We start from the raw sequence: 13012 nt of genomic DNA on the forward strand, positions 1-13012 counted from the left end.
AGCTGGCAGGGCATAGCACTTTGGAGCCCGGATAGAAAGGCAGAGGAGGAGTTCTGGAGGTTTGAAAGAATGTTAAAACAAAAGGTAATATCTTCTATTTTGGTATAAATTGTAAGGTCGGCTTGCCAAAACGGCCAGCTTTTATTACCTTTGCTCCCTGTTTAAGAGAGAAGCCGTGGAATCGTTTTATAGGACACACAAGTATCTCGTTGAGCATGTCGAGTCGCCGGTCAAACGCGACTTGATGTATCAAATCAACAAAAACAGCCGTCTGGTAGGCATCAAGGGCAGCCGGGGCGTGGGCAAAACCACCTTTCTGTTGCAATATGCCAAGGAAAATTACGGCTTGGATAGGTCGTGCCTGTATATCAATCTCAATAACCTCTATTTTACCGAACATACCTTAAAGGAGTTTGCCGAGCGTTTCTATGCCCAGGGAGGCCGGGTGTTGCTCATCGACCAGGTGTTCAAGTATCCCGGGTGGTCCGAGGAGCTGAAATACTGCTACGACAACCTGCCCGAGCTGAAGATTATCTTCTCGGGGTCGTCGGTCATGCGGTTGAAGGAGGAGAACCCGGTCTTGGTCGGGCTGGTCGATTCGTACAACCTGCGGGGCTTCTCGTTCAGAGAGTATCTGAACCTGATGGCATCGACCCACTTCCCCGCCTATACGCTCGACGATATCATGGCCCACCACAAGACGATTGCCCAGGAGATATGCAGCAGGGTCAATCCGCTCGACTACTTCCCCGGCTATCTGCACCACGGTTATTACCCCTTCTTTCTCGATAAGGCCAATTTCTCGGAGAATCTGGTAAAGAACATCAACATGATTATGGAGGTCGATATACTCCTGATCAAGCAGATCGAGCTGTCGTATCTGCCCAAGGTGCGCCGGCTCATGTACCTGCTTTCGGTTCAGTCGCCGGCACCCACCAATGTGAGCCAGTTGAGCAAGGACATACAGATATCGCGAGCCACGGTCATGAACTACATCAAGAGTCTGAAGGACGCCCGCCTCATCAACATGCTCTATCGCGATGGCGAGGAGTTCCCCAAGAAGCCGGCCATGGTCTATATGCACAACACCAACATTATATACTCCAACCGCTCGGTCGAGGTCGATGACCAGGCCGTGCGCGAGACCTTCTTCTACAACACACTGCACAAGGACCACCGGCTGAACATGGGCAGTAAAAACGCCCAGTTCCTGGTCAATCGGGAGAAACTGTTCCGCATCCAGGGCAATGCACCCCGCAACCGCATCAACCCCAATTTCTATTATGCCATCGATAATATGAAGATTGGAAGCGAAAACTTGATACCTTTGTGGCTGTTTGGGTTTGTATATTGACGTAACGATGAAAAAACAATATTAATTACTTAATAACAGAAAAGATGAGTAAACAGAAAAAATTCTTAACTTGTGATGGTAACCAAGCCGCTGCACATATCTCGTATATGTTTTCCGAGGTGGCTGCCATCTATCCTATCACTCCGTCTTCGACCATGGCCGAGTACGTAGATGAATGGGCCGCTGCTGGTCGTAAAAACATCTTTGGCGAAACCGTTCTCGTACAGGAAATGCAGTCTGAGGGTGGTGCTGCCGGAGCCGTTCACGGTTCGTTGCAGGCCGGAGCCTTGACGACCACCTATACCGCGTCGCAAGGTCTTTTGCTGATGATCCCCAACATGTACAAGATTGCCGGTGAGCTGCTCCCCTGCGTGTTCCACGTATCGGCTCGTACATTGGCTTCTCACTCGCTTTCTATTTTCGGTGACCACCAGGATGTCATGTCCACTCGTCAAACCGGTTTCGCCATGTTGTGCGAAGGTTCGGTGCAAGAGGTTATGGACCTGGCCGGTGTAGCTCACCTGTCCACGATTCGTTCGCGGGTACCGTTCATCAACTTCTTCGACGGTTTCCGTACCTCGCACGAGATTCAAAAAATCGAAGCTCTCGAGAACGACGACCTGGCTCCGCTCATCGACCAAGAGGCTTTGGCCGAATTCCGTGCCCGCGCTTTGAATCCCGAGAAACCGGTAATGCGTGGTATGGCCGAGAACCCCGATACCTTCTTCCAACATCGTGAGGCTGCCAACAAATTCTACGAGGCTGTACCTGCCATCGTCGAGGATTACATGCAGAAAATCAACGAAATCACGGGCCGTGACTATCACCTGTTCAACTACTACGGTGCCGAGGATGCCGATCGCGTAATCATTGCCATGGGTTCGGTAACCGAAGCTGCTCGCGAAGCCATCGATTACCTCATGGCCAAAGGCGAGAAGGTAGGTTTGGTAGCCGTTCACCTGTATCGTCCTTTCTCGGCCGAACACTTCTTGGCTGCTGTGCCCAAGACGGCCAAACGCATTGCTGTTCTCGACCGTACCAAAGAGCCCGGTTCGAACGGCGAGCCTCTCTACCTCGATGTAAGAGACGTATTCTATGGCAAGGCCGACGCTCCGCTTATCGTAGGCGGTCGTTACGGTCTGGCTTCGAAAGATACTACCCCCACTCAAATCCTGTCGGTTTACGAAAACCTCGCTTTGCCCGAGCCTAAAGATCACTTCACCATCGGTATCGTCGATGACGTTACCTTTACCTCGCTGCCCCCGAAAGAGGAGCTCGCTCTCGGTGGCGAAGGTATGTTCGAGGCCAAATTCTATGGCTTGGGTGCCGACGGTACGGTAGGTGCCAACAAGAACTCGGTAAAAATCATCGGTGACAATACCGACAAATATTGCCAGGCTTATTTCTCCTACGACTCGAAGAAATCGGGTGGTTTCACCTGCTCGCACCTGCGTTTCGGCGATACACCCATTCGCTCGACCTACTTGGTAAATACGCCTAATTTTGTTGCTTGCCACGTTCAGGCCTACCTGCACATGTACGATGTATTGCGTGGTATCCGTCAGAACGGTACCTTCCTGCTCAATACCATCTGGACGGCCGACGAGTTGGCAAAACACATGCCCAACAACGTAAAACGTACGCTGGCACAGAAGAATATCTCGTTCTATATTATCAATGCAACGAAGATTGCTCAGGAAATCGGGTTGGGTAACCGCACCAATACCATCCTGCAATCGGCCTTCTTCCGCATCACCCAGGTAATCCCCGTCGATCTGGCCATCGAGCAGATGAAGAAATTCATCGTGAAATCCTATGGTAAGAAAGGTGAGGATGTAGTCAACAAGAACTACGCTGCCGTAGATCGTGGTGGTGAATATGAAAAAGTAGCCGTAGATCCCGCATGGGCCAATCTCCCCGACGATGAGGTAGTTGAAAGCAAGGCTCCCGAGTTTGTAGAGAAGGTAGTGAAGGTTATCAACGCCCAGGCTGGCGACGACCTGCCCGTATCGGCCTTCTCGGGTATCGAAGATGGTACCTGGCCTGCCGGCACCGCCAAATATGAGAAACGTGGCGTATCGACCTTCGTGCCGGTATGGAACAGCGCCAACTGTATCCAATGTAACAAGTGTGCCTACGTTTGTCCTCACGCTTCGATTCGTCCCTTTGTACTCGACGAGAACGAACTCGCCGCTTCGCCTTTCAAAGAGGGTGAGACGCTCGAGATGAAAGTCCCGGCCACGATGAAGGGCATGCACTTCCGCATGCAAGTCGATGTGCTCGACTGTCTGGGTTGCGGCAACTGTGTGGATGTATGTCCGGGCAACAAGAACGGCAAGGCTCTCTCGATGGCCGATCTGGAAAGCCAGTTGAGCGAAGCTCCCCGCTGGGAATACTGCGCCGACGAGGTGAAGAGCAAACAACACCTGGTAGATATCAAATCGAATGTGAAGAACTCGCAGTTCGCTACCCCGTTGTTCGAATTCTCGGGCGCTTGCTCGGGTTGCGGTGAGACTCCGTATGTGAAACTCATTTCGCAACTCTTCGGCGACCGTGAGATGGTATCCAACGCCACGGGTTGCTCGTCGATCTATTCGGGTTCGATTCCTTCGACTCCTTATACTACCAACGAAAAAGGTAAAGGTGTGGCTTGGGCCAACTCGCTGTTCGAAGACTTCTGCGAGTTCGGTCTGGGTATGACGCTTGCCGTTGAGAAGATGCGTGACCGTCTGGAAAAACTCATGAAACAGGCTATCGAAAGCGACAGCTGCCCGGCTGAGACCAAAGAGCTGTTTGCCGACTGGATTGCCAACCGTGAGGATACCGACCGCACCGTCGAGCTCGAGGCTAAGATCACGCCTATCGTAAAAGCCAATGCCGACAAATGCGAAATCTGCAAGGAGATTGCATCGCTCAGCCAGTACCTCATCAAGAAATCGCAATGGATTATCGGTGGTGACGGTGCTTCCTACGATATCGGTTTCGGTGGTCTCGACCACGTATTGGCATCGGGCAAGAATGTAAATGTGCTCGTTCTCGATACCGAGGTTTACTCCAACACCGGTGGTCAGGCTTCGAAAGCTACCCCGATGGGTGCCATCGCCAAATTTGCCGCTGCCGGTAAACGTGTACGCAAGAAAGACCTCGGTCTCATCGCTTCGACCTACGGTTATGTATATTGCGCACAGGTAGCCATGGGCGCCGATCAGGCTCAAACCTTGAAAGCCATCCGTGAAGCCGAGGCCTACAACGGTCCTTCGATCATCATCGCCTATGCACCCTGTATCAACCACGGTTTGAAAGCCGGTATGGGTAAATCGCAGGCCGAAGAGGCTGCTGCCGTAGCTTGCGGTTACTGGCACCTGTGGCGTTACAACCCCGAGTTGGAAGCCGAGGGCAAGAATCCCTTCACGCTCGACAGCAAAGAGCCCGACTGGTCGAAGTTCCAAGACTTTCTCAAAGGCGAGGTTCGTTTCGCTTCGGTAATGAAACAATATCCCAACGAGGCAGCCGAACTGTTCAAAGCCGCCGAAGATAATGCAAGATGGCGTTACAACAACTACCGCCGTCTGGCTAAACAACAGTGGGGCGTAGAGCAGGAAGACTAAAAACTGCAAGCGTTTAATCGCTCAATAACACAAGAGGCCCGGGTCCTTGATTGGTCCCGGGTCTCTTTTTTGTCGCTAAATGAAATCGACGTGTATATGAAACTTTGGGGATAGGAGTATATTGGTAATGTTCTTGCCGGGTGGAATAATAAAGATATTTATTTAGTTTAGACTTTTTATGTATTTTCTTTTGGATAAATTGGACAAGCAGGGAAAGCCGGTCAAGATTGCATGGTGTGACAATCTTTGTTAATCGTTTGTGTTTTAGCTCGAATTGGAATTGAGGTGCGATGTCTTTTGGGAAATATTTAAATTTTTAAAGGAATGTATTGTAAAACATATTTTTGCAGATAATAAAAATATTTATTTAATATGAGTTTTTAAATGCAATATTTGTATATTTGCGCCACGTTTCATATTAATTCACATAATATCATGAAGTTTACTAATTATGTACTGCCTGCAGTCATGTTATTGACCAGCTATACTGCGGCTTTTTCTCAACCACAAAGCTATATTGAGTTTAATGGGACTGATCAATATGCTATGATTCCTTCTCATGAAGACTTCGATATTACTTCGGAAAAGAGTTTCTCAATCACCTGCTGGGCAAGTGTCGATGCCCTTATAAACGGCCAACGGTTTGTATCGCGCCGAGTAATGGGTGAAAGCTCTCAAACCACAGGTTATGAAATGTGGGGAGGTGAAACCAGTTCCCAGTATTATGCCGTGAATACACCTATTCCCGGTGGAGGCAATATCTTCTCGGACTGGTGTAAAGCCGGAACAGGAACTACCGATACCTGGATGCACCTGGCTATGGTCATCAATCGCGCCGACAATACCGTGACCCTCTATCGCGACGGTATGCAAGGAAATCAAAAACAAAACGATGCCCTCGACACGTGGACGGTAGTCAACAGCAACGACATCTATATGGGATGCTGTTTCAATGTCACTTCCAATGATGTTGAGCACCTGATGGATGGCAAGTTGGGTAACGTGCGTTTCTGGAACAAGGCGCTGACTGCCGCCGAGGTGACCGCCGATATGACCGCTACGGTGGGCCCCGATACCGAAGGCCTCATAGCCGCCTATGACTTTACCGGCATATCGGGTGTAACTGTTCCCGATATCAGTGGTCATGGCCATGCCGCCACCCTCTCAGGCTTCGATCCCGTAGGTTCCGACCTCTCTCTCTATTCGGTTACGGCAAAAGCCGATCCCAACTTTACCGGTCGTGGTAACACCAATGAACTCGCCTCTTCGATGGTTGTAGCCATCACGGGCCAAGACGACAGCAGCTATACCTTTGGCAACCTTTCGCTCGATTTGACAGGTACCACCAACGTGCAGGACATTGCTGCCATCAAGGTCTATATGACCAGCCAAAACTCGTTCGACAGCCGCAACCTGTCGGGCGCCGAACTGTTGGGTACTTGTGTCCCCGAGGGTAATACCGTAGAATGTACGCTGGAGGGTTCGAGCCCCGTAGGAACCAAATACCTGTGGGTAACATTCGATGTTGCCGAAAACGCTACTGAAGGCAACCGCATCGCTATCAAACCGACTATGCTCGACACCAAGGCCGTGAGCAACATGACCACGGGCAGTCGCGAAATCCTGTTGGCTCGCAAACTGCTCTTCGCTCCCGGCGATTACAGCTCGGTAGCCTATCGTATCCCGGGTATCATTACGGCTTGGGATGGTTCGCTCGTGGCCGTTACCGACAAACGTAAATATAATCAGGGCGATATTCCCGAAGACATCGATATTGTGGTACGCCGCAGTACCGACAATGGTAAGACTTGGTCCGAGCCCGTAACCATGGCTCAAGGTACGGGCGTGGGACATGGTTATGGCGATGCCGCTATCGTGAGAACCAATACCGAAAACGAGTTGCTCTGTATCTTTATCGGTGGTAACGGCTTGTTTGCCTCGACGACTTCCAACCGCATCAGAACCTATATCTCGCGCAGTGCCGATAATGGTCAATCCTGGAGCGAACCCGAGGATATTACCGACCAACTTTTCAGTGGCGAGCGTGCCTCGTGGACCGCTTCGTTCTGCGCTGCCGGTAACGGTCTGAAGACCCGCAACGGTGTGCTGATGTTTGTGGCCGCCATGCGTCACGATTCGGGCAATACCCTCTACAACCATGTAGTTTATTCGAATGACAACGGTGTAACCTGGAATGTATCGAACAGTGCCATGATGGGCGGTGACGAGTCGAAGGTGGTAGAGCTGAACGACGGCCACATCTTGATGAGTATCCGTCGCCAATCGAAAGGTGCCCGCTACTACACGATTTCGGACAACGTGCCCAGCAAGACCGAGCCCGTCAGCTGGACCGAGAAGAATACCAACACCGTAAGTTCGTGGCCCGAGATGATCGAGCCTGCCTGCAACGGCGACATCGTAAGATATACCTCGAAACTCGACGGTTACGATAAGGACCGTATTCTCCACACGGTTCCCAACCACGCTTCCGAAAGACAAAATGTATCGCTTTTCCTCAGCTACGATGAGGGCAAGACCTGGGATGTGAAGAAGACGCTTTGCGCTACCGGTTCGGCCTATTCGTCGATTGCCATACTCGACGATGGGACCATTGGCGTATATCTCGAAGAGAACTACAATACGACGAATTACAGTACCTATTTCTTGAACGTGTCGCTCGACTGGCTCACCGACCATGCCGATACTTATACCGAACCGTCGGGTATGGAGTCGGTAGCTACTCCCGTATTCTCGCTCGAAGGCGGATACTATACCGAGGAGCAGACCCTCACCATTACCACCGAGACCGAAGATGCTCAAATCTATTACACGCTCGATGGAACGACTCCTACTACCGAATCGATTCTCTACGAAGGCCCTATCACACTGAACCAAACCGTAACGGTGAAAGCCATTGCCGTGAAAGAGGGCATGTCGAACAGTGTGATGGCTTCGGCCACCTACACCTTCCTTACCGGATGGGAACAACCTACCGGTACGATTCACTCGACCGAGAATCGTTATGTGACTTCGGCTACTACAACCGATGCCGTTGACAATCTCAGTTACAGCCAGTCGTCCAAACCTTCGACCGTGTTTATCGACACCGAGGCTCCCTTCACGGTTGAGGCCGGTCAAACCTTTACGCTGCGTGTACAATGTACAGCCCAAATGGTTTGGTGTCATGCTGTTCTCTTTGCCGATTGGAACCGCGACTACGACTTCAATGACGAGGGTGAGATGATCGAGCGAGTAGGTAAAGAACCGTTTGAAGATAGCAATCTGTCCTCCAATGGTAATACCATGATGAAAGATTTCTCGCTCGATATCGCCGTTCCTGCCGATGCCAAGATTGCCGAGACTCGTTTGAGAATTCAGTTTACTGATGCATGGCATAAGAAAGATGACCAAGGCCATACCCACACGGCTATGGACAACATCGATAAAGGTGGTTGCTACGACTTCGTGATGAATATCGTGGAACCTGCTCCTGTAGATTTGGCTGTGTTGACTTTCAATTCGCCCGCCAATGGTACCATCGAGGTTCGCTATGCCGGTGAAGATGCTTTGCTCAACAACAACGACGAGGTAATCGTTGGCGAGCAGGTAGAGATAACCCTTATCCCCGATGAGAACTATCAGGTAGCAAGCCTTATGGTTAACTCGGTTGATAGAACTGCCGACGTGGTGGCCAACAAACTCACCGTGGATGTACCTGCCGAAAGTCTCGACATTGCAGCCGAGTTCGAAGATGTTCCTTCGGCTATCGAAGAGAACCCGATGGCTCAAACGAAGGTTTATCCCACGCTGTTCACTCAGTCTGTCAACCTCTTCTCGACAGCTGCCGGTGAGGCTCGCATCTACGACTTGGCCGGATGTCTGCTCAAGAGCGTGGCTGTAGCCGAAGGCGAGAACACGATCGAGGCCAATACGCTCCCGACCGGTAGCATGATTATGGTTGTGACTACCGCCGAGGGTACGAAGAGCTTCCACATTGTGAAGAAGTAAACCTCTGCACGGTTTCCCGGCACAGACCGGGAAACTGCTTGAAATACAAAAGAACCCCAAAAGTCAAATAGACTTTTGGGGTTCTTTCTTTATGCAGGGACGCTTGACAAGACTCCGTTTCAGGTGGTTGTCTCTGCGATAGTGCCCTTAGCCTATGATGCGATTGGCAGGCCGGTTAGAAATCTTCCTGGCTCGAGCTGAGCAGTAAATCTTTCAGGCGGGAGCGGTCGAGCACGACAATTTCTTTGGTGTCATAGTCGATAATACCCTCCTCTTTGAGTCGGTCGAGCGTTGAGAGAAATACCGATCGCTGTACCCCAAAGAAAGAGTAGAGGTCTTTCTGTTTGCAGATGACGTGAATATCGGTCGATTTCTGTTGCGTAAGGCTCAGAATCCAAAATGCCAGTCTCTCTTTCAGGTCGCTCGACGAGAAAGAGGTGAAACTTTCGAGCGCTTTTTGAGACCGCCGGGAAAGAATATTCAACAGGTTAATCAGGAAGATAGGCTCTTCTTGTAGCATCTGTACTACCGAGGCTTTTTCGATTTGCATGATACCTACGGTGCCTACGGCATAGAGGTTAGCCGGGAAATAAGTATCTCGGCCAAAGAGGTGCTCGGGTGCTATAACGTTGGGTGCCAGTATCTTTTCTGAGATTTTCATCTTTTCGTTTTGGGTAACCAGCTCAGATCTTATCTCTCCCGAGATGAGGAATTTCAAGTGATTACATTCTTCACCGCAGGTAACGATTTTTTCGCCGTCGGGGTATTTGAGAAAATGGAATTTCATCTTCTCAATCAACTCCGATATTTTATTTCGGCTTACTCCCTGGAAGATAGGGAGCTGTAATAAAACATCATACATGCTGTCCATATACTGTCTCCTTTAGATTTTTCAAAACTAACAAAATTTTTTTACTATGTTTCGTCAGAAATGCTAAAACATCTTCTTTGTTTAGAAAGTATTGATTTCTTTTTTTTTCATTAACTTTGCGGCGGCCCGAAAAGGAGCAAAGCCAAGTGAGGAGCGCTTTTGAACCCTTTTGGAAGAAGAGGATAAACACACCTAAACTATATGGAATATGGATATACTGTCGTTTAAATTTCAGGATTTCCTGAGTGCATTTATTATTTTGTTTGCCGTGATCGATATTACGGGTCTTACCCCTATCATTATCGACATGAAACAAAAGGGTCATAACATTGTGGCATGGAAGGCTGCCGTCTATTCGCTCATTACCTTCCTGGCTTTCCTGTTCATGGGGAACATGATACTCGAGCTGTTCCAGGTCGATATCTCGTCGTTTGCCATCGCCGGTGCGTTGGTAATCTTTGTGATGGCCATTGAGATGCTGCTGGGTATCGAAATTTTCAGAAACGACGGTCCCGAGGGCGCTGCATCGATTGTACCCATCGTATTCCCGCTCATCGCCGGTGCCGGTTCGTTTACCACCCTGTTGTCGTTGCGGGCCCTTTATGGGTTGGGCAGTATATTGGCAGCCCTGGTACTCAACATCGTCGTGATTTATATTGTCATTCGCAACGTGCATATTCTGGAGCGTGTGTTGGGTAAGACGGGAGTGTATGTGCTGCGCAAGTTTTTTGGTATCATTCTGCTGGCCCTCTCGGTGCGCATGTTCCTGCAGAATCTGGCCGTAGCGCTCGAGTCATTCAAATAAGTCATATTGTTCCACTTTATAGTCAAGGGGGAGACATCGACCGATGTCTCCCCCTTGACGCTTTTATAAATTGCAACCTTTTGTGTCTTTTCATTTTGCATGTGTTGTCAAACGGGGAAAAAGAGTTGAACTTTACAGAGAAAAGGTCTCGATTCGGGTCGGAACCTTTTTCATTTTATAACCGTTCTAAGCTACTGATATATTGCCATTTGTGAATATATGTTTAAGAACATACCTTTTTCGGTTGAAAAATGTTTGCATTTTATTTCGGTATATGTTAAATTCGAGTCAAATATGAATTGCTTGTTTCGGGTTCTTTGAAATAGGGCAAGGGGATATAGAACTTGCAAGAAGAAAAGGAGCCGATACAATTGTGAAAAAGAGAGAGTAAGAGAATTTTAATAGAAAGATATGAGTTATCTGAAATTTGACAAGAACCTGATGATAAACCTCGAATGGTCGCTGCCCAAGGAGATGCTGCGTACCAACAAATCGGGCGCCTATCATTGCACAACAATCGTCGATTGCAACACTCGCAAACAACACGGGTTGCTGGTGATTCCTATTCCCGAGCTGGACAAGGATAACCATGTGATGCTGTCGTCGCTGGACGAAACGGTGATTCAGCACGGTGCAGCGTTCAACTTGGGTTTGCACAAGTACAAGGGCGATTGCTTCAGCCCCAACGGGCACAAGTACATTCGAGAGTTTAATTGCGAGTCGGTACCCCAGACAATGTATCGTGTGGGCGGTGTGATTTTGACCAAGGAGAAAGTGTTTATCTCGCACGAGAACCGTATATTGATCAAATATACGCTCGTCGATGCCCACTCGCCGACGATTTTGCAATTCCGTCCGTTTCTTGCCTTCCGTAATGCCAACGATCTGTGCGTGGAAAACTATGCGCTCGACCAGCGCTACGAAGAGGTTGCCAACGGCATAAGCTGCTGCCTGTATCAGGGATATCCCCGGTTGTACATGCAGTTCAACAAGCCGCCCAAGTTTGTGTTCGATCCCCATTGGTACAAGGGTATAGAGTATATCAAGGACCAGGAGCGAGGCTATCCCTACCAGGAAGACCTCTATGTGCCCGGTTATTTCGAGATTCCCATCAAGAAGGGCGAGAGCATTATCTTCTCGGCCGGAACCGTCGAAGCCAAACCGCGTTCGATGGCCCGCACCTATGAAGAGGAGCTGGCCAATCGCCATATGTGCCGCTCGAGTTTCTATAACTGCCTGAAGAACTCGGCCCAGCAGTTCTACTTCAAACAGAAGAAGGGGCACTACCTGCTGGCCGGTTATCCCTGGTTCAGGGTGCGTGCCCGCGACCAGTTCATCGCCCTGCCGGGTTGTACGTTGGCCATAGGCGACGACCAGACGTTTGAAGATGTCATGAACTCGTCGGAGAAAGCCTTGCGTCACTTCATGACCACCGGCGAGCTCGACGAGAACATAGGCGAACTCGATTTGCCCGATATCCCCCTGTGGGCCATCTGGACGGTCTATCATTATGCCAAGGAGAAGGGCATGGAGGTTTGCCGTGAGAAGTACGGCCGCTTTGTGTGTGATATTCTCGACTACATCATCAAGGGCAAGCACCCCAACCTCTTCCTGCACGACAACGGGTTGCTCTACTCCAACGGCAAGGACCGGGTTATTTCGTGGATGAATGCCGTAGTCAACGGTCGTCCCGTGAACCCGCGTAGCGGCTATCTGGTAGAGTTCAATGCCCTGTGGTACAATGCCCTGAAGTTTGCTGCCGCACTCTTTGCCGAAGATAAGGATTTGGCTTCGAAGGTAGAACAGTGGAACACGATTGCCGACAAGGCCGGCGAAACCTTTATCGCTACCTTCCTGAACGATTATGGCTACCTCATCGACTATGTAGATGGGTCGATGTCAGATTGGAGCGTAAGACCCAATATGCTGATTGCCCTGGCTCTCGACTATTCGCCGCTCGACAAGCGTCAGCGCAAACGCGCGCTCGAGGTTGTTACTCGCGAGTTGCTCACTCCCAAGGGTATCCGCACGCTCAGTCCCAAGAGCTATGGATATAACCCCACCTATGTGGGTTCGCAAACCGAACGTGAGTATGCCTACCATCAGGGCCCCGCACGTCCCTGGCTCATGGGCGCTTATGCCGAAGCCTACCTCAAGGTATTTGGTATCAGCGGTGTGTCGTTCCTGGAGCGGATGCTCATTGGCTTTGAAGATGAGATGTCGCAAACCTGCATCGGCTCCATCTCCGAGTTGTTCGACGGAAATCCGCCCTTTGCCGGTCGAGGCGCCATCAGCTACGCCGCCAACGTGGGCGAGATCTTGAGAGTGTTGAAATTGTTGAAAAAGTATAATATGTAAAGCCTAAT

The 13012-nt window shown here is 50.0% G+C and carries 6 protein-coding genes; 5 read left to right on the forward strand and 1 reads right to left on the reverse strand.

Annotated features, from left to right (window positions below; all coding sequences use genetic code 11):
- Positions 1 to 175 precede the first annotated feature (175 nt).
- The 3 genes from B5G10_RS04400 (at position 176) to B5G10_RS04410 (ending at position 8970) form a co-directional block, all read left to right on the forward strand.
- On the forward strand, positions 176 to 1354 hold the full coding sequence (locus B5G10_RS04400; RefSeq protein ID WP_087423530.1) for an AAA family ATPase: 1179 nt from the start codon (positions 176 to 178) through the stop codon (positions 1352 to 1354).
- Positions 1355 to 1398: 44 nt separating this feature from the next.
- A complete protein-coding gene (gene nifJ, locus B5G10_RS04405; RefSeq protein WP_087423531.1) occupies positions 1399 to 4962 on the forward strand; it encodes a pyruvate:ferredoxin (flavodoxin) oxidoreductase in 3564 nt (1187 codons plus the stop codon).
- Between the two features lie 468 nt (positions 4963 to 5430).
- Positions 5431 to 8970: a chitobiase/beta-hexosaminidase C-terminal domain-containing protein gene (locus B5G10_RS04410; protein WP_255375261.1), complete on the forward strand. Its 3540-nt coding sequence runs from the start codon at positions 5431 to 5433 to the stop codon at positions 8968 to 8970.
- A gap of 175 nt (positions 8971 to 9145) precedes the next feature.
- Here the strand turns inward: B5G10_RS04410 and B5G10_RS04415 are convergent, their stop codons facing one another.
- Positions 9146 to 9841, reverse strand: a complete 696-nt coding sequence (locus B5G10_RS04415; RefSeq protein WP_087423533.1) for a Crp/Fnr family transcriptional regulator — start codon at positions 9839 to 9841, stop codon at positions 9146 to 9148.
- 208 nt (positions 9842 to 10049) lie between these two features.
- On the opposite strand from B5G10_RS04415, the gene B5G10_RS04420 reads away from it, so the two are divergent.
- Positions 10050 to 10646, forward strand: coding sequence for a MarC family protein (locus B5G10_RS04420; protein WP_087423534.1), 597 nt, complete (start codon positions 10050 to 10052; stop codon positions 10644 to 10646).
- Positions 10647 to 11057: 411 nt separating this feature from the next.
- Positions 11058 to 13004: a glycogen debranching enzyme N-terminal domain-containing protein gene (locus tag B5G10_RS04425; protein WP_087423535.1), complete on the forward strand. Its 1947-nt coding sequence runs from the start codon at positions 11058 to 11060 to the stop codon at positions 13002 to 13004.
- Positions 13005 to 13012 lie beyond the last annotated feature (8 nt).

The organism is Barnesiella sp. An55, from assembly GCF_002161555.1.
In the GTDB taxonomy this organism is placed as follows: domain Bacteria; phylum Bacteroidota; class Bacteroidia; order Bacteroidales; family Barnesiellaceae; genus Barnesiella; species Barnesiella merdipullorum.

Coding starts and splice junctions, on each gene's coding strand:
- B5G10_RS04420 (WP_087423534.1), top strand. CDS start 10,050: ATGGATATACTGTCGTTTAAATTTCAGGATTTCCTGAGTGCATTTATT.
- nifJ (WP_087423531.1), top strand. CDS start 1,399: ATGAGTAAACAGAAAAAATTCTTAACTTGTGATGGTAACCAAGCCGCT.
- B5G10_RS04410 (WP_255375261.1), top strand. CDS start 5,431: ATGTTATTGACCAGCTATACTGCGGCTTTTTCTCAACCACAAAGCTAT.
- B5G10_RS04415 (WP_087423533.1), bottom strand. CDS start 9,841: ATGGACAGCATGTATGATGTTTTATTACAGCTCCCTATCTTCCAGGGA.
- B5G10_RS04425 (WP_087423535.1), top strand. CDS start 11,058: ATGAGTTATCTGAAATTTGACAAGAACCTGATGATAAACCTCGAATGG.